Here is a 19,241-nt window from a genome sequence, read left to right as displayed (position 1 = left end):
TCCCTGCCTACACAGTGATATTAAATCTTTTTATTTGAAAGTCCCTTAGCGATCGCTTCTCAGTCCGCGATAAAATTCTCAAGCACAATAGCGCAATTCATTCTCATGCAAGTTAACTGGCAATCCGTCAAAACCTACGAAGATATCCTTTATCACAAAACCGATGGTATTGCAAAAATCACCATCAATCGTCCCCACAAACGCAATGCTTTCCGCCCGAAAACTGTCTTTGAACTTTACGATGCCTTTTGTGATGCCCGTGAAGATACAAGTATTGGTGTAGTTCTCTTTACTGGGGCTGGACCCCACACTGATGGCAAGTATGCTTTTTGCGCTGGTGGTGATCAAAGTGTGCGCGGACAGGCGGGTTATGTTGATGATGCGGGGATTCCTCGCTTGAACGTGCTGGATTTACAGCGATTGATTCGTTCGATGCCAAAAGTAGTAATTGCTTTAGTTGCGGGATATGCGATCGGTGGTGGGCATGTTTTACATTTGATTTGTGACCTCACCATTGCGGCTGATAACGCTATTTTTGGTCAAACTGGCCCAAAAGTCGGCAGTTTTGATGGTGGTTTTGGGGCTAGTTATCTCGCTCGCATTGTGGGACAAAAAAAAAGCGCGAGAAATTTGGTTTCTTTGTCGGCAATATGATGCTCAACAAGCCCTAGATATGGGTTTGATTAATTGTATTGTGCCGATAGAACAATTAGAAAATGAAGGGGTTCAATGGGCGCAAGAAATTTTACAAAAAAGCCCAATTGCCATTCGCTGTCTGAAAGCTGCATTTAACGCCGATTGTGATGGACAAGCGGGTTTACAAGAACTGGCGGGGAATGCAACTTTACTTTATTACATGACCGAAGAAGGTGCAGAAGGTAAGCAAGCATTTTTAGAAAAGCGATCGCCTAATTTTCGCTCTTTTCCTTGGCTACCTTAAAATGGCAAAAATCGCACCTCCAGGTATACCACAATTGGTATCAGGTGCGATTTTTCCAGATGTCAACGTTTACAGCACTAGCAATTTTCAAGAGAAATATTTTTTTTAAGGTCTATAAACTGAGTCTAATAAGCGATAGTTGCTAAATTAGCACTTACTGCTTTAGCCTCAGTCTCTTCAGGAATTAAATTAGCTATTTCTTCTATAGGCACAACTGTTCTATTGTCTGCCACAGAAACTAGAGAATGGACACCATCTAAAACTGGTGTTCCATCTGGCAAACTCCAAGAATCTTCTAAAGTTTCCCAAGAAGGAGCAAAAGGTGGGATCGCTAACGAGCAAGCTTTCCAACTGGCTTGCACATGCGCTCCCAACTGTTGACAAGTTCCGCCACGACGACCTTCTGGTTTGTAATGACGACAATATCTACAGGCAGATGTCAAAAATTTTATCGGTTTCATTTGAGTTCATCTTTCGTGCTGTTCAGGGCTGCTTGATATGTTTATATTTTGCTCCTAGATATAAATACGTAATATTGCCAACAAATGATTATTTACTCTAGGTTCTAGCGATCCCAACAGAAAAATAAACTTCAGGATGTTTTTAGAATCTTGTTATATTTGTAAATGATTGGTAAAGTATCTACCTACTAATTTTGAGCCAAAAATAGCTAGGGATCAAGGCTAAAACTAAAAGTTTAGATTTAGGCTGAATTTAGCTTTATTTTTTTTGCTATCTTATATATAGCTAGTTAACGATGAAATTTTGTATTTAATTTAGCCATTCAGACTGAAATTTACATAGTTCTTACTGAGATATCATCAGGAAAAATTGCTAGGCTGAGAAATACTGTTTACTCAATCCAGTCCTTAGTCACGTTAGAAATGAAAATTGTGATGTGTCAATCAGTACTCAGAAAGGAGCTAACCAGGAAAGCATTAAGTATGGATATTACCTAAAATCGTGGTAATAATTTTAGTTAAATTCTTAACCAGATTTAGGCTACTACTTACAATCCAAAATGCTATGAGATGCTATGACATTGCTATTTGATATGTGGACAACACAAACAAGGGAACAAGGAAGAGAGATATTGGTAAATCATTGAGAATTGCAATATCAGCCCAAACTTGATTTTTGGGAACGAATCTCAAGTTATAACTCCAGTTAATAATTTCTAACTGTTTATAGAAAAGCCAGGAATTAACTCTAGATTTCTTAAGTATTTTCCAGGTGACCTATAGAGAATATGAAATTTATAAAAGCTTTGCGATTTTTTTTTGTAAAAATATCAATTTTATTAAATATTGTTTACATACTCAGGCGTAAGGCAGGTTTTGAAACTGCTTAGATGCACAAATAGCGCAAACTTGCCAGCGATGGAGTTCACCTGGAGGTGTAGGAGATTGACATTGGGGACATAGAGGTAAATTTTGCGATCGCATTTGCATTTTTTTTGCCCATTCCCCAAATGCAGTTTCAGGAGTTTCCTGTACAGGCGAAGCATCAGGCTGAACAGCACCCGTCTTTCCCAGATAACTAGGATGTTCTTGGGGTGAATTTGTGGTTGGTTGGGGTTTGACTGATGAATTTTGCCAGCCAGCCGTAGAGAAGCGAATATCAACTAACGGTGCGGGTAACTTTGGATTTAACTTTAAAAGAATCATTTGGCGTTTGAAAGCAAGATTTTGCGCCCAAGCCGCACTGGAAGTCGCTACCCGCAAAACATCTCGCTGAATCATGATTGGTTGGGTATGTTTAGCGGCTACTACACCTACCACCTCTGCCCAAAAATGCAGCACTTGTTGGAATGGCTGTTCTTGCCATCTGGCTTGCTGTTCTAAACAGCCTAAAATATCATTGACTGATTTCAAAGACATCCTTACTTCCAAGTGCTGATTGCTGAAATTCAAGATAGTTCAAGAAAGTCTATAGTGATGGGAAATTTTTCGCTACCATTAGCACAAATTATTTAAAGTTAAACTAACAGTCTAGGTTTGAGGCAGACAGGTAATGAGTCAAAACTCGCCGATAGATTCCGGTATTCAATTATCTAAAACACCTGAGTTAAAGCCAGCACTAGCCGCAGCCCTGGCCAGTTTAGAAGTGCAGCTAGATCAAGAGCTGGCTAGATACCGTCGTTTACGTATAGTAGCCAAGACAGCTTATCAAGCCCAAACAGGTAGTAACGTTAACACTCAACTCCAAAATACAACAGCAATCACGGCATTAACTGGCAAAACTCAAATACCTGTCACAGAAGTTAAAAGCAGTATACCGCCTGCACCTGTGACAGAAGTTTCTCTGGAAAAACCAGTCACAGTAGCAAAGACTGAAACAACAACTCCAACCCAGCCAATATCTTCTCCCGATTCCCAGCAAACTCAAATTCCCCTACCACCGCCTAATGCGACTAGCAGTATAGTGCCTGCGGCTGTCAAGGCTACTGAAAGTGAAAATCTGATGTCAACTCAAGAAACTCCGACTCAGCCAGATGATTACTTGGAATCAAGCGAGGCTTTGCTGCGGAGTTTAAATGATGAACAACCACAAACAACCAAGCCACCCAGTAATTCTCAAGATAGTTTGCTATCACCTTTGGGTATTGGTTCTATGTTGCTGTTGTTGATGGCTAGTCTGACATTGGGCTATGTAGTTTTTAACCCAAAAAGCTTGCCGCAGTTTAGTCTCGATAAAATATTCAACAGCAATTCTGCGACTAATAGCAATCAAAACCAGACTCAGCCAGCACCCAGCCAATCCCAGCCCCCAAATCAAACCGAACTCACTCCTATACCCAAATATCCCAACTTAGCGGCGAAAGAATTTCCCGAACTGAAAGATCCTAACGATATTGTGGGTTTACAACCAAAAACTCCCCCAAATGCGGCCGCACCTGTAAATCCACCTGTGGTAATTGCCCCACCAGCCGTTAATCCTTTACCAGAGGTGCAGCCAGTACAGCCATTGAATATACCACCCATCGCCACAACACAGCCTCTCGTCACTACACCACAGTTAAATAGTGAAATCAAACCCGCAGCAGATGGGTTTTATCATATCGTTATGGATAATGAAGGCGATCGCAGTTTTGTGACTGCACGGCAAATAGTTCCTGATGCTTATTTATCGAGTGACAATAAACTGATTCATCTTGCTGCTTTAAAAACCAAAGAACAAGTTGCACAAAGATTACAAGAACTACAAGCCAAAGGAATTAAAGCACGGGTGCAGTAATCCTAAGTGATCAACATCTAAGATAGGATGAGGAAAACATCGAGAAAATGCTCTGCCTGTCAACTGGCAAAATTGAATGGAGAGCTGAAATGGACTTGATCAAGCGTATCCTGCGGGTGATTCAGGCTAACCTAAATAGTCTGATAGGCAGTGCAGAAGATCCCGAAAAAGTTTTGGAACAAGCTGTTGCCGAAATGCAAGACAATTTAGTGCGATTGCGACAAGGTGTAGCACAGGCAATTGCTACCCAAAAACGCACTGAACGCCAAGCCATAGCTGCCCAAGCGGCGGCGGAAAAATGGTATCGCAACGCCCAACTCGCGCTAGAACAAGGCAATGAAATTCTAGCCAGAGAAGCTTTGACAAAACGTCGTGCTTACCAAGAAACTGCCACATCTTTGTTGAATCAAATCGGGCAACAAACAGAAATTGTCAACCGTCTGAAAACAGACATGCGATCGCTAGAGGCCAAAATCTCCGAAGCCAAAACTAAAAAAGATATGTATATTGCCCGCGCCCGTTCGGCAGAAGCATCTTATAAACTCCAAGAAATGCTGAGTGGAATTTCTCCTACTAGTAGCTTGAATGCTTTTGAGCGGATGGAAGAAAAAGTATTGCAAATAGAAGCGCAATCAGCCGCAATCTCTCAACTCGATAGTGATGACTTACAAAAACAATTTACTTCCCTAGAATCTGGCAACAGTATTGATGCGGAATTAGCCAGTCTGAAACAACAAGTACTGCATGAAGCAGACAATACACCACCACAGCAATTACCCCAAGCTCCAGAGTCTTAAAAACTGGTCAATTGCTATGAATAAGGTATATCTTAGCAATTATGGGGTATCGGAGGGTACCGAACCAAACCGGAAAGATTACATTTAAATAAGAAACTATTTAATAGTAAAAACCTTAACTGTTCATCCAAGTACCGAAACTGCCAAAGGAAAAGTAATTATGGGATTATTTGATCGGATTAAACGAGTCGTCAGTGCCAACATCAATGACTTGGTAAATAAAGCTGAAGATCCAGAGAAAATGCTAGAGCAAGCAGTCCTGGAAATGCAGGAAGACTTGGTACAGTTGAAACAAGGTGTTGCTCAAGCGATCGCTGCTCAAAAACGGACTGAAAAACAGTACAACGACAATCTCAATGAAGTCAATAAATGGCAGCGCAACGCCCAACTAGCACTGCAAAAAGGCGATGAAAATCTTGCACGTCAAGCCCTAGAACGGAAAAAAACTTTTAGCGAAACTGTCACAGCCCTCAAAGCAAGTTTAGATCAGCAAGTTGCTCAAGTTGAAACTCTTAAACGCAATTTAATTCAACTAGAAAGCAAAATATCCGAAGCCAAAACCAAAAAAGAAATGCTCAAAGCGCGGATCACTACCGCTAAAGCCCAAGAGCAACTCGAAGGTATGGTACGCGGGATGAACAGCAGCAGTGCAATGGCAGCTTTTGAGCGGATGGAAGAAAAAGTCCTGATGCAAGAAGCCCGCGCCCAATCAGCCGCCGAACTCGCTGGTGCTGATTTAGAAAGTCAGTTTGCCCGTTTAGAAGCAGGAAGTGATGTTGATGATGAATTGGCAGCTTTAAAAGCTTCACTAGCACCCGCCAGCCCAGCAAATCAACCCCAACTACCACCACAGCAAACAACTCCTTCCCAAACTACACCTCCCCAATCAAATGAAGTTGTTGACGCTGAGTTAGAATCTTTACGCAAGCAACTAGATCAAATGTAAAATCCGATTGGATCAGCGATTAGACACTCAAACTGCATATTCTGGGGTTGAGACTTGCATTAGTCATTTGTCAACGCAGATGACCAAGAACGACCTTTAGGAGTAATAATTTAATTTAGATGTGTTTAGCTTACTGATTTGAGCTAGTCCCACACCTGTTGGCTGTGGGATTTTGTTTCAGTAGTCAACAGTCCATGAATTATCGACTATAGACTATTGACAACTTTGGGATAAAGTATTTTTTGTGCCAAGTATTAATGTCAACTAATGGAGACTGCCATGAGTAAGGGTGTAATCACCATCACTGATGCTGAGTTTGAAACCGAAGTGTTGAAATCTGAGCAGCCTGTATTAGTTTACTTTTGGGCTTCTTGGTGCGGCCCATGTCAGTTAATGTCGCCACTGATTAATTTAGCGGCCAACCAATATAGCGATCGCCTAAAAGTTGTCAAAATGGAAGTCGACCCCAACCCACTTTCTGTCAAACAGTACGGGGTAGAAGGTGTACCAGCCTTAAGGCTAATTCAAGGGGAAAAATTATTAGAATCAACTGAGGGAGTTATTAATAAAGAAAAGTTACTGAGTCTGCTAGAGATACATTTAAATAATAACTAGTCATTGGTTCTTAGTCATTGGTAAGCCAGTTGCTGATGAAGGATTTTCCCAGAAGCAACTGGCAAATGACAAAGGACAAAGGACAAAGGACAAATGACTAACATACAATTTGCACAACGTTTACAACCTCTACAATTTAACGTGTTTGCGGAGATGGACAAAGCTAAAGCGGCGGCTTTGTCTGTTGGGCAGCAGTTAATTGATTTATCGCTGGGTTCTTCGGATTTACCAACTGAGGCGCATGTTCTAGAAGCGATCGCCCAATCTTTGCATGACCACAGCACCCACGGTTATTTGTTATTTAACGGTACGCAAGCATTTCGGCAAGCGGCGGCTGACTGGTATCAGCAGAAATTTGGCATCAAGGTTGATCCCGCAACAGAGGTGTTACCTTTAATTGGTTCTCAAGAAGGTACCGCTCATTTACCTCTAGCTTTATTAAATCCTGGCGACTTTGCCTTATTACTTGACCCTGGTTATCCGTCCCATGCAGGCGGAGTTTATTTAGCCAGTGGACAAATTTATCCTATGCCACTACTGGCAGAAAATGGATTTTTACCAGTATTAGCAGATATTCCGGCTGCGGTTGTGGCTCAGTCGAAGATGATGGTATTGAGCTATCCCCATAACCCCACAGCCGCGATCGCACCTTTGGCTTTTTTCCAAGAAGCTGTAGCTTTTTGTCAACAACACAATATTGTTTTAGTTCATGATTTCCCCTACGTAGATTTGGTATTTGCGGAAATTCCGGGAGTAGAGTCCCCATCTTTAGTACCGTCAATTCTACAAGCTGACCCAGAAAAAAGCGTCTCGATTGAATTTTTCACCCTTTCTAAGTCTTATAATATGGGCGGCTTCCGCATTGGCTATGCCATTGGCAATGCTGAGTTAATCAAAGCTTTACGTCACATCAAAGCCGCAGTTGATTTTAATCAGTATAGAGGAATTTTGAATGGGGCGATCGCAGCCTTAACCGGGCCACAAGCCGGAGTCCAAAATACAGTCGCCACCTTCCGCCAACGCCGTGATGCTTTTGTGAATGCTTTACATCGCATTGGTTGGCAAGTTCCCAGTCCGCAAGCCACAATGTATATCTGGGCTAAATTACCCACACCTTGGCAAAATAACTCTGTAGAATTTTGTACTCAGTTAGTCAAACAAACTGGGGTAGCCGCTTCTCCCGGTGCTGGTTTTGGTAAATCTGGAGAAGGATATGTCCGGTTTGCCTTAGTACATGAACCACCTTTATTAGAAACTGCCGTGGAAAGAATTGCTAAGTTTCTTTAAGTGTGCCGATGTCAGTGGATTTATCAAGTCTTGATGTTAAATTTGCCAGAATTTGATTAATCCATATCTAATGTTGGATCTGTTTAAGATAAACTACAGAGAAAATACGGAAGAGTCATCGAGATATTAAAATCTATCGATGATGGTTGACTAGAAGTGGTGAATAAAGGTGCATGGCAAGTAGTGTGGTAAAAATTAGCCTGTGTGCTGCGTCTTTCGTCGTGATTAGTGTTTGGGGACAGCAGTCAGTTTGGGGTTTGAGCAACACTTCATTACTAGAACCGGAACAGACGACTTCCCAAGCAGAAGTGACTGGTGATGAAAATCATACCAGTTCAAATCATTACTACACACCTAGTTTGATTCCAACTCCTAGAAGTGATGCACCTGTATCTAGTTACATCCCTGCTTATAGCAACAGGTGGGCCAACCTCAATAGTACAAATCCACGCCCCCGCAGAGTCCCAGAACCTTCAGTATTGCTAGGATTAATTGCGATCGCTGGTTGCTTGGGAATGCAGCATCAGCTAAAAAAAGCTAGGTAAAAACGTCTTTTTAACATCAATGTCATATTCACGACACTAGAAAAATTAGCAATATAGTAGATTTGCTGAAATCAATAACAAAAGATTAGTCATCTTTTTATTTAGAATCCACAACAGCTTTACCCAATAAAGTCTCCCCGTTTCCTAAACTAGATTGGTGTGCAGAACTACTAGGGATGATTAAAAGCTGGTGATTTTTGTGACCAGCCGCATTCTGTAAGAGTCAAAGCCTGTAGTCAGGCTAATCCAATTCCAGAGACAAATAAAGTATAGAAAATTACCTCAAAACTGGCGGAGACAGTAAATGAAAAGAACTTTGAAAACACTTGTAATTGGTGCCTCGATGGCTGTTGGCGTGAGTGCGATCGCCTCTAACCCAGCACAAGCTACAACTTTTTCCTTCAACAATACCAGCGAAATTAAGACTTACACAGGTGGTTCCGACGGTCAATTTATTACAGGGGATACCACTGCTGCTATCAAAGCTTTAACAGATAAAAATGCTAGTTCTAACGTTGAACTTTGGCACAGTACAGAAAATCCTACTTCTAACGTTGGTTTCACTGCAACAAAAGGACAATACAGTGCCACAGTCACTAGTGTCACGGCTGAGGACTGGAAGAGTTTTAGTTCCCAATGGTTAGGTGATTTGTTGGAAAATTATACTCCATTTAAGTCAGTTTGGAACGGTTTTTCAGCCGCTACTCAATTACAAGTCACCAGCTATTTTCCTTCTTTGGGAATGGGAGATCCCAACATTGGCGGTTTCCAATTCGATACAAATGGTGGCGTAGAACTGAAATTAGTGGGTCACTTGGATGTCAAGAGTAAACTTGCAACCACGATTTCAATGCAGGTTAATAACACTTGGGATGCAATGAAATCTAAGTTTCCTCAACAATCTCTACCAACCCTTTCAGAAGTTGAAACTTTGATTCCACAAGTACAAACACAACTGAACGCTATTACTGGACAAATTACCAAACTACAATCAGCGGTGGACGCAATTCCAGGGCAAATTACAACATCATCACAAGCGGTAAACACAATTAACACAGAAATTTCATTACTACAAACTGCGCTGAATGAAATTCCTGATACTCCAGCCAATAAAACACTAAGAGATACACTGAAGAATCAAATCGCTGGACTGACTCTTCTCAAAACTAAGTCTCTGACTAATCAAATCGCTGGACTGACTGCTCTCAAAAATACGACCCTACCAGATCAAATTTCTCAACTGAACACTCTCAAAGCTAAACTACCTGAAATCTCTAAACTGACATCTTTGAAAGATATACTGAGCCTGCAAGATGCGCTCAATAAATACGAAGGTGAAATCGGTGCTAGTGAAATCGCCAAAGTAGTTACTGGTGGTAAGACTTACTACGCTTACAGCTTTAAGTCCACTGCATCTGGTATTACTGCTTCTGATGACGGTGTATCTTACAGTGCTATTTACACTTGGCAAACACCAGGATATGTTCCTTCCACTTCTGTACCAGAACCTTCTGTAGTCCTGGGTATCTTGGGTGTAGCTGGAATCGTTGCTACACAACGCAAGTTAAAGAAAGTTTCCGGTTGAGACTCCGGTTTCCATTCCAAATAATTACTAAAGGAGCATAATTGCTCCTTTTTTTTATCCAATCTTTATATTTGCCCTGTGAATTTACTGTTGTATATATCACTATAATAAGCCATTTATATAAGTACATATACATGAGTGAAAACAAATTCACAATCAAGTTCTATAATAAAAATATAAATATTTATTAAGCAAGTATTAATTTTTTGTTAAAAAAAATCAATAAATCATAATGATATTATTTAGTAAATACTAAGATAAAAAATTAATTTTTATTGACTATTTTTTGATATAGCAGAATAGCATAAATAAATTTTTAGTAACTTAATAACTCCTCTGGCAGCATATTTTGTATTCAATTTAGAATCTGGAATGTCTATCTTCAATTCTGTTGTGTAATGACAGTAAATTTACTTACTATTAATCAGCAAGTGCATCTCAATCAATTAAAAAGAGTCTTATTAATTGAAGATAATCATGTAAACCGGATGTTACTGAGTGACTATCTGGGTTACTGCGGGTTTAATGTCAAAAGTCTGTCAAAGGGTACAGCTTTATTTTCAACTGTCAACACATTCCAGCCCGATTTAGTGTTACTAGATTTAAAATTACCAGATATTGATGGTTATTGGCTGTTAGAACAAATCCAAAAACATCCATATTTATCTAAAATACCTGTGATTGTAGTTTCAGCTTTTGCTTTTAAAGCAGATCAAGAACGAGCCATACATTTAGGCGCACGTCGTTATCTTGTTAAACCTATAAACCTTGCTGCTTTGATGATGACTATTCAAGAAGAGTTGGCTTGTCACTGCATCTAAAATTCACACTTTTATTTTTATACCAACTTTATCAGAATTAACACTTGATAAATCCTGTAGAGACATATTTTTGAAATACACGTAGTGGCATGGCAAGGCTAAAATGTTGCATTGAAGAATTTCAAAAATAAAATCGGATTATTCGAGATATTGATTATCATAGAATTATTCACCTTCAGATTCAGTTAACAATTCCCACAATATCGGAACTTAGCAAATAGGTAATCTGAATATGCTGGCAGAAAAAATCCTAGTTGCTGAGGATGAAAATTTCCTTATTAACGAGAAAATGCAGGAAAAACAGCAACCAATGTTGGCAATTATTAACAGTATGCAACATGCTGTAGTTGTCACGGATACTGATGGTTGCATTCAATTTATGAATTCAATGGCTGAAATACTGACAGGTTGGCAGCTAAAAGAAGCTCATGGAAAAAATGTAGCAGAAGTGGTGAAACTAATTGACAAAGATATAGAAGAAGCAATTGAAGATTTAGCTACACAAACAATAATTACAGGAACAGTTATATATTTACCAGATAATTGTGTATTAATTAATAAACATAGCAGAGAAATATTAATTGGCGATTATGCTGCACCGATGCGTGATAGTAGTAATAATATTACTGGTGCAGTATTAGTTCTTCAAGAAGTCACCCAACGCAAATTGATGGAATCACGACTGCTTCAGAATGCGTTTTATGATGGATTGACAGCATTACCAAATCGAGCTTTATTTTTAGACCGATTAAAACAAGCGGTAGAAAGAAGTAAACGTCGGATGGATTACCGTTTTGGAATTTTATTTTTAGATTTAGATGGCTTTGAGGAAATGAACGATCGCTATGGTCATACGATGGGTGATGATTTATTAATAGCGATCGCTCGCAGGTTAGAATCATGCCTACGCAGTGGTGATACAGTCGGCAGGTTTAGCGGTGATAAGTTTGCCGTGCTGCTCGAAGATATTAAAGATATTAACGATGCTATTAACGTAGCCAAACGTATTCAAGACACTTTAGGCTTACCTTTAACTCTGAATGGCAATTTATTTTCAACTACAGCCAGTATAGGTATTACTATCAATCAAGGTGGTAGCGATAGGCCAGAAAACTTACTGCAAAATGCCGATGCAGCAATGTATGCTGCCAAGCAGCAAGGAAAAGCGCGTTATGCAGTATTTAAGATTAGGGAGTAGGGAATAGGGAAGAATTTAACAATACAAAAAAAGGTGGTAAATGACCACCTAAATCACATTATTAATGAAGATCACACAGTAGATTTAAACCACAGCAGATACTTGCTTTTGGAAATAAGCCTGCATCACTCTTTCGGCAATTTGACGACTAGTTAAACCTAATTCTGCCTTAGATTCTTCTGGGGTAGCGTGTTCCACTAAGACATCTGGGATACCAATACGCTTGATGGGGACAACAATATCAGCATCGAGTAACGCTTCAGCGACAGCAGAACCAAAGCCACCCATCACACAACCTTCTTCTAAGGTGACAACACGACCAATTTTCTTAGCCAAGGGTAAGATTAATTCTGTATCTAAAGGCTTGACAAAGCGGGCGTTAATGACTGTGGCTTCAATACCATGTTCGCTGAGAATTTCTGCCGCTTGCATACTGGGGTAAACCATAGTACCGTAGCCAACGATTAACACATCATCACCATTGCGGAGAATTTCACCCTTACCAATTTCCAAAGGTTCCCAACCTTCTTCCATTAAAGGGACACCGTAACCATTGCCACGGGGGAAGCGCATAGCGATCGCACTGCTGGTATGATTAATGCCAGTCACAATCATCCGTTGTAATTCGGCTTCATCCTTGGGAGCCATTAGCACCATGTTTGGAATGCAGCGCAAATAAGCAATATCATACATCCCTTGGTGAGTGGGGCCATCAGCACCCACAATACCCGCCCTGTCTAAACAGAAGAAAACAGGCAAGTTTTGAATACAAACATCGTGAATAATTTGGTCGTAAGCTCGTTGTAAGAAGGTTGAATAAATAGCCGCCACCGGACGCATACCTTCAGATGCTAAACCTGCTGCTAAAGTTACAGCATGTTGTTCAGCAATACCCACATCTATATATTGATTAGGTAGTTTAGCTTGCAGTTTGTCTAAACCTGTACCCGTGGCCATTGCGGCTGTAATACCGATGATTTTCGGGTTTTGTTCAGCTAGTTTAACTAAGGTGTGGGCAAAGACTTTAGCATAAGCAGGGGGTTTGGGTTTGCTAGAAGGAATAGCCTTCCCGGTTGCCAAGTTAAAGGGGTTTTGGGCATGGTAGCCTACTTGGTCTTGTTCCGCCAGTTCATAGCCTTTACCTTTGGTTGTGACTACATGTACTAAAACTGGCCCTTGTATTTGATGTGCTTGTTGGAAAGTTGCAATCAATTCTTCTAAATTGTGTCCATCAACTGGCCCCATATAGGTAAAGCCCAGTTCTTCAAATACCGCCCCTACCTTGGGAACTGCTAACCGCTTCATCCCTTCTTTGATGCGTCCCAACTCTGGAGACAAAGATTCACCCACGAAAGGAATTTGCTTGAATTGTTCCTCAAAGTTATCTTTGATGAATTGGACGGGCGGACTCAGGCGCATTTTGTTGAGGTAGCGAGGAATTGCACCGACGTTGGGAGAGATGGACATCTCATTGTCGTTCAGCACTACCAGCAAGTTAGTTTTCGGCAAATGTCCAGCATGGTTAATGGCTTCTAAGGCCATCCCACCAGTTAAAGCACCATCACCAATAACAGCAACCGCTTTAAATTTTTCACCTTTTAAATCTCTAGCTAATGCCATACCCAAGGCGGCGGAGATACTTGTAGAAGCGTGACCAGCACCAAAGTGGTCAAACTTGCTTTCGCAACGTTTGAGATAACCAGCAACTCCGTCTTTCTGTCTGAGGGTATGGAAGTTACTGTAACGTCCTGTAATCAATTTGTGGGGATAAGCTTGGTGTCCGACATCCCAAATAACTTTATCTTGATCTAAATCTAATGTTTGGTAAAGCCCTAGAGTTAACTCTACAACACCCAAACCTGGCCCTAAATGACCGCCTGTTGCTGCTACTGTTTGCAGGTGTTTATCTCGAATTTGGCGAGCAATTTGTTGCAGTTGCCGGATAGATAAACCGTGCAACTGATTAGGATGGGTGATTTCGCTCAGATGCATATTATAGGGTTTTCCTCTCTAATTTCTACTTCTGGTATTTTGATTTTCCCACGGTCGGGTTGCCCCCATGATGATGGGGCGTTGCAATTCTGTTACATAACCCGTTAAGAATGAGAACTTACGTAATCACACACTCTGCTTCGATACAGCTTTAGGAGATAAGAATCTTTTGCTGTCAAGGTTTGGCATTCTCGATACCTGTTTTTTGTGTGATTTCTCCGAATATGGGTACGTTACCTTGAACACTAGGGTGAAACTGTATTATCAGGCACAGTCGGAACTTCTGGTGTGTCTGGTAGCTTTTGTTGCCGTTGCAAGTATTTACTCAGTACGTAAGCCATATCTCCACGAGTCATGGGTTGCAATGGGGAAAGATTGCCTTGGCTGTCTGTTTTGACAAATCCTTCCGAGACTACGGTGGCGATCGCTCTTCGCGCCCATGTCGGAATTGATGTAGCATCAGGATGGGAGGCTAAAATCTCATTCACCGAATCATCATCAAATTGAAAGACACCGTAAGCTTGGGCAAATATCGCCAAAGCTTCTGCTCTGTTAACTCTTTGGTTGGGAAAAAACAAATTCCCCCGATAGCCTTTCATGATGTCTGTTTTTAAGACTATCTGAATATCGTTAAATGCGCGATTAGAAGCCGGGACATCTGCAATCAAAACATTTTCTTGATTCACAGATGGTCGTTTATCTAGCCGAAAGACTTTCACCATAATTGAGGCTAATTCTGCCCGATTTAGCAATCTTTCAGGATGAAAATTGCCATCTGGCGAATTGGTCATCCATTTAGCGGCAATTACCTGTTGAATAGAATCTGAGCTTGTCTGAGAAGGTGTTTCTGTTGATTGTGCTTGAACATTTATCGGAAAACTTTGCAGTAGCACAACTAAAGAAATCGTACTGAAGTACTTACTGATATTTCTCATTATTCTTTCAGATACTCATTTATGAAAACAACAAACTGCCAGACTGGGTGGAAATTCAAATCTGGGCTACTTGAATTTCAAAACCTATGAGATGAGAATTCATCTCGTGACGCAGAATAGTTAAGTAATGTTGCGAGGACTGACGCAGTGAGACGAAAAATCAAGGTTTAGAGAGAGGGTGTAGGTACCTGTTTGGTTGACCGCCAAACGGAAAATTTGGCATGGTTGATTTATCCACGGCTGCGTACAGAATTTGTACTGATACATACTAAATGCTGTTTGTTGAGAATTGTAACTAGCGAATAAATATTTTTTAACACATCCATTCTCTTGAACTGTTTAGCCGATAGATTGAAATCAAGTAACAAGGACTAGGAAAATGCCGCAAACAGTTCAGCAGCATCATAGACTAGGTACAGAAGTTTTACAAGGTTGCAATCTGACGCAACTTACAAACCAACAAATACAAGAATTTAAACAATCTCTTTGGGCGAATGGTGTAGTTGTCGTCAGAGATCAACATTTAACAGCATCACAATTGCAGAAATTTGCCACCCAAGCTTTTGGGGAATCAGGCTTTAAGTATCTACCCAAACCTTTAGACCCAGATATTGACCCAAATTTACAAAGCCCTGGTGTTGGTATCTTAGGAAATCCCAAAACAAATTCTCCCGAAATTCTGGGTAAATTTGCTTGGCAATGGCATCATGACAAAGACCATCTGCCCAGAACAGCAGGTCTAGATATGAATTCTTTGTATGTAGTGATGTTGTATGGTGTGGAAATACCAGCACAAGGAATTGATGGTCAACCCCACACCACGGAATTTCTTGATATGGTAGAGGCTTATCAAAATCTTAAGCCTGAATATCAGCAGCAATTAGAGCAAATGTCAATGTATCATCTGCCACCAAGAACATCTAAGCTAGGGGCAGATGTACCGATGAAAAAACATCCTATTGTTTCAACTCATAAAGTCACGGGGCAGAAAGGCTTATATCTAGGTTCAGATACATCCATACTGGTAGGAATGGAAGATGAATTGAGTTTGGCGCAAAAATTTTGGCACGAACTATTTCAAAGGATTTTAGAATGTACACCCGTTTATGCTCATGTGTGGCAGCCTGGAGATTTGGTTTTTTGGGATAACTCCCAAGTTATGCACGCTGGTGTTCCTTATGATGCTAGTCAGTACAAACGTGTGGCATTACGTGTAGGAGCCGTGGATATAGTAAGTAATAGGTAGAAGAGGATTTAGTTAAGAGCTAAATTTACCAGGAACCCCAAATCGCAAAGGTAATTCCTGGTGTCTGCATATTCACAAACATGGTTTGCCCATCAGGTGAGAAACAAACTCCAGCAAACTCTGATGTGTTGAGAGCATTCCTGGCAAACTTGTAAAGACTGCCACTGGGTGTAATGCCCAAAATATAATCTGTTCCATCTCCATCTTCACAAAGGAAGATGTCACGGTTGGGGAAAACAATAATATTGTCGGGATTATCTAAAAGGCCAGAATTGTTGGGTTCAATATACAGTTCAACGGTATTGTTAGTAGGCGAATAGCGCCAAATTTGACCATCTCCACTACTACCGCCACTCTTACAAGTGAAGTAGACATAACCACTACCATAAAAGATACCTTCGCCACCAGAAAACCTGGCTGCACCTTTGTTATAACCTTCGGTTCTGACGGTATCATTAGCGGGATCAGGAGTATTAATTGTTACCCAGTCTACTGTTATTTGAGTATTTTTAGGGAAATTTGTAGCGGTGTTGATTCCAGATGAGCCGATAATTCTTAAGGCGTAGAGCGTACCGCCAGCACTCAGGTTGTTGGTTTGGTTGGGAATGAAGCGATAAAATAGTCCATTCGGCTGGTCTTCTGTCATGTAAATATAGCCTGTGTTGGGATCTACCGCAGCAGCCTCATGGTTGAAACGCCCCATAGCTGTTAGTGGGACAGGGGTAACAAAAGTATTGGCGCTACTGGGAACTTCAAACACATAACCATGCCTTTTGTTGTTATTGGTTTCAAAGGTTTCCTCACAACTTAACCAAGACCCTGAAGGCGTAGGGCCACCAGCACAATTGCGAATGGTTCCCGCCAAAACTCCTCGATGTTCTACTAGGTTACGGGAAGAATTAACCACTAATTTAGTGCAACCGCCCCTAGCACTTGTGTTGTACTTCCTGCTATTGGGTGCGCTCAAACCATTGCTAGAGCTTGGAGAAAGTTCATGGTTGCGGATGAGAATTGTATTACCATTGGCTCCAGCAAAGGCGGCCATACCGTCATGACCACCGGGAACTCTGTAGCCATCAGTCATTGTTTGCTCTGTTTCTGATAATCTTCTGTAAGAAAATCCAGCAGGCAAATCTAGGACACCTAAAGGATCTGGTTGTAAAGCACCGTAAGGCCCTGCCGCTAATATGCGCTGGGCGTAAAAAGCTTGTAATGGTGATAAAAGAACAGCACCGGCTGTTCCTGTTCCGGCTAAGGTGAAAAATTTACGTCTGGAAAATTTCATAGTGTTCTCCTGAATTGTGAATGAATTGTCTGCTACTCAGGAGTTGTAAACGATTGATGTTAAGAGACAGCTAAGATAACCTTATAAAAGCTAGATAAAATACTGTTAAAAATGAAAAGCCCGCCTGTAGCGGGCTATCGGGGACTTTTGAAATTTAAACTGTGACGAAATAGTTAGCACTCAAGCTGAAGTTGGTAGAACCTTGAATAATCGCTACTAGTTCCAGGCTGCTTTCATTGAGGAATAGGGCTGTCCCTGTAGGTAAACCAGTGGGTACGGTTCCCAAGCTGTAGCTAGATTTAGAGCCTGATAATTGGATGATATCTTCTAGGGCATTGAAATCAGTGATTAAGGCATAGTCACTTAGACCAGAGGTGCTAGTATTACCATCGCTGTAGAAGACACCCGTGGTAGCACCAACCACAAAGCGATCGCTCCCTATACTACCTGTTAAGCGGTCAATTTCACCCAAACCTCTACCATTTGAGGCATCTGCACCTGTGATGATATCGTTGCCATCATCACCAAACAAGCGATCGCTTCCACTACCACCGAAGATAGAATCATTACCACGTCCGCCATTGATGCGGTCATTACCACTATCACCGTAAAGCAAATCATTACCGTCGCCACCTGTAATTCTGTCATTACCAGCGTTGCCACGGATAGTATCATTAGCTGCACCACCAGACAAAACATCATTGCCAGTAGTACCAACAAGATTGAGTGCAGCAATTACTTGATTGTTTTTAGTGCTGTTATAGTTCTCACCCAGAAACCCTGCATTGAGTACGGTGTTCAAGTTCAGCAGAGTATCGTTTGACTGAGTAAAGCTATTGCCTTGGAGTAATTGTGTATACAAAGTATGGGCATAGCTGTGATTACCCACAAAACTGATTTGTCCTGGTTGGAATAGGTCATTCCAGTTAATGTAGAGGTCTAGGGTAGCGAGTCGTGCATCGTAGCCCAAGGTTTCACTGGTATGTATAGCTGTCACGCGAGTTGCATCGGTGGGATCTAAGCGATCGCCTGCGGCTGCACCTTCAAAATTCGGCCCAGCTGGATCTAAGCCCACAATTTGTCCGATGGAACTTCCCGTAGCCGCACGATAAGCCGCACCAGCAAACCCCGCTACATGCGCTCCTAAACTATGTCCAATCAGGTTAACATCAGCTGGAGCTACACCGCGACTTCTTAAATAGGTAGCCAACTGATTCCCGACATCCCGCGTGTTACTAGCCGCAGTTGGATAATACAAGGAACTTGCGCCTGCTTCCCAATCTACCAAAATAATGTTTGCATTCGACTCGCGCTGGCGAATGGTTTGGGCAATGTTGACTACCCAATCTGCGGGTTGGTAGTTATTCCCAGCATTACCAGCAGTGCTTTGATAGCCGTGAATAATAGTATATGTCGGCTCACTAGAATTAATTATTCCTGAACGGTTAATAGAACCGTTTCCCCACACATTAAAAGTAACTTGAACCATAGGGAAAATGTTTGTTTTTTGGGCATAATTTTTTTGACAGCAAAAATTCATTTATTTGATTGCGGAAATATCTGCAATCAAATAAATTTCAGATTCCAAATTATTTGTTGTGCCTGAATTGATAAAAATGATTTTCTGGATTTTTTTAAATCTTTGTAGAGACGTTCTGTAACAACGTCTCTACAAAGATTTTTATTTCAACTCAGAAATTTAAATAATTGAAAAACTGATTTCGCCATAGCTAAATTAAGCTGATTACTTAATTTTCAAGTAAAAATCAGTATAAATCTAATTTAAAATTACATAAACTTTTATTTATGATT

15 protein-coding genes and 2 pseudogenes are annotated in these 19,241 nt (G+C 41.0%); 11 read left to right on the top strand and 6 right to left on the bottom strand.

What is annotated here, in order from left to right; all coding sequences use genetic code 11:
- Window positions 1-105 precede the first annotated feature (105 nt).
- A pseudogene (gene menB / locus ACX27_RS08075) lies at window positions 106-940 on the top strand (1,4-dihydroxy-2-naphthoyl-CoA synthase).
- Window positions 941-1,065: 125 nt separating this feature from the next.
- Here the strand turns inward: menB and ACX27_RS08070 are convergent.
- Together ACX27_RS08070 and ACX27_RS08065 are read right to left on the bottom strand one after the other, a co-directional pair.
- A complete protein-coding gene (locus tag ACX27_RS08070; protein ID WP_062290696.1) occupies window positions 1,066-1,401 on the bottom strand; it encodes a hypothetical protein in 336 nt (111 codons plus the stop codon).
- 858 nt (window positions 1,402-2,259) lie between these two features.
- On the bottom strand, window positions 2,260-2,820 hold the full coding sequence (locus tag ACX27_RS08065; protein ID WP_062290693.1) for a DciA family protein: 561 nt from the start codon (window positions 2,818-2,820) through the stop codon (window positions 2,260-2,262).
- Between the two features lie 133 nt (window positions 2,821-2,953).
- On the opposite strand from ACX27_RS08065, the gene ACX27_RS08060 reads away from it, so the two are divergent.
- The 9 genes and pseudogenes from ACX27_RS08060 to ACX27_RS08020 form a co-directional block, all read left to right on the top strand.
- A complete protein-coding gene (locus ACX27_RS08060; RefSeq protein ID WP_062290690.1) occupies window positions 2,954-4,177 on the top strand; it encodes a hypothetical protein in 1,224 nt (407 codons plus the stop codon).
- 89 nt (window positions 4,178-4,266) lie between these two features.
- Window positions 4,267-4,974: a PspA/IM30 family protein gene (locus ACX27_RS08055; RefSeq protein ID WP_062298220.1), complete on the top strand. Its 708-nt coding sequence runs from the start codon at window positions 4,267-4,269 to the stop codon at window positions 4,972-4,974.
- A 160-nt stretch (window positions 4,975-5,134) separates the two neighbouring features.
- Window positions 5,135-5,920 (top strand): PspA/IM30 family protein, encoded by a 786-nt coding sequence (locus ACX27_RS08050; protein WP_062290687.1) that lies wholly within the window; start codon window positions 5,135-5,137, stop codon window positions 5,918-5,920.
- Window positions 5,921-6,199: 279 nt separating this feature from the next.
- Window positions 6,200-6,535 (top strand): thioredoxin family protein, encoded by a 336-nt coding sequence (locus ACX27_RS08045; RefSeq protein WP_062290684.1) that lies wholly within the window; start codon window positions 6,200-6,202, stop codon window positions 6,533-6,535.
- 93 nt (window positions 6,536-6,628) lie between these two features.
- A complete protein-coding gene (locus tag ACX27_RS08040; protein WP_200929923.1) occupies window positions 6,629-7,822 on the top strand; it encodes an LL-diaminopimelate aminotransferase in 1,194 nt (397 codons plus the stop codon).
- Window positions 7,823-7,995: 173 nt separating this feature from the next.
- Window positions 7,996-8,367, top strand: a complete 372-nt coding sequence (locus tag ACX27_RS08035; RefSeq protein WP_062290681.1) for a PEP-CTERM sorting domain-containing protein — start codon at window positions 7,996-7,998, stop codon at window positions 8,365-8,367.
- Window positions 8,368-8,671: 304 nt separating this feature from the next.
- Complete coding sequence (locus ACX27_RS32795; protein ID WP_062290678.1) at window positions 8,672-9,952, top strand: NF038130 family PEP-CTERM protein; 1,281 nt, start codon at window positions 8,672-8,674, stop codon at window positions 9,950-9,952.
- 398 nt (window positions 9,953-10,350) lie between these two features.
- Window positions 10,351-10,773, top strand: a complete 423-nt coding sequence (locus tag ACX27_RS08025; protein WP_062290675.1) for a response regulator — start codon at window positions 10,351-10,353, stop codon at window positions 10,771-10,773.
- 277 nt (window positions 10,774-11,050) lie between these two features.
- Window positions 11,051-11,971 (top strand): annotated as a pseudogene (locus ACX27_RS08020) (diguanylate cyclase domain-containing protein); the annotation flags it as partial.
- Window positions 11,972-12,055: 84 nt separating this feature from the next.
- Here ACX27_RS08020 and dxs read toward each other — a convergent pair.
- Window positions 12,056-13,963, bottom strand: coding sequence for a 1-deoxy-D-xylulose-5-phosphate synthase (dxs, locus tag ACX27_RS08015; RefSeq protein ID WP_062290672.1), 1,908 nt, complete (start codon window positions 13,961-13,963; stop codon window positions 12,056-12,058).
- A 245-nt stretch (window positions 13,964-14,208) separates the two neighbouring features.
- Complete coding sequence (locus ACX27_RS08010; RefSeq protein WP_062290668.1) at window positions 14,209-14,898, bottom strand: S-layer homology domain-containing protein; 690 nt, start codon at window positions 14,896-14,898, stop codon at window positions 14,209-14,211.
- 379 nt (window positions 14,899-15,277) lie between these two features.
- Here ACX27_RS08010 and ACX27_RS30730 point away from each other — a divergent pair, with 379 nt between their 5' ends.
- Entirely contained in the window at window positions 15,278-16,144 is an 867-nt protein-coding gene (locus ACX27_RS30730; protein WP_083468694.1) for a TauD/TfdA dioxygenase family protein, read from the top strand.
- Between the two features lie 25 nt (window positions 16,145-16,169).
- Here the strand turns inward: ACX27_RS30730 and ACX27_RS08000 are convergent, their stop codons facing one another.
- Both ACX27_RS08000 and ACX27_RS35085 read right to left on the bottom strand, forming a co-directional pair.
- On the bottom strand, window positions 16,170-17,429 hold the full coding sequence (locus tag ACX27_RS08000) for an alkaline phosphatase PhoX (protein WP_062290665.1): 1,260 nt from the start codon (window positions 17,427-17,429) through the stop codon (window positions 16,170-16,172).
- A gap of 154 nt (window positions 17,430-17,583) precedes the next feature.
- The gene (locus ACX27_RS35085; protein WP_269465099.1) at window positions 17,584-18,918 is read right to left on the bottom strand and encodes an alpha/beta hydrolase family protein; all 1,335 of its coding nucleotides are present in this window, start codon (window positions 18,916-18,918) and stop codon (window positions 17,584-17,586) included.
- Window positions 18,919-19,241 lie beyond the last annotated feature (323 nt).

The organism is Nostoc piscinale CENA21 (assembly GCF_001298445.1).
GTDB classification, from domain to species: domain Bacteria; phylum Cyanobacteriota; class Cyanobacteriia; order Cyanobacteriales; family Nostocaceae; genus Nostoc_B; species Nostoc_B piscinale_A.
This window is presented reverse-complemented; position numbering and strand designations above follow the sequence as displayed.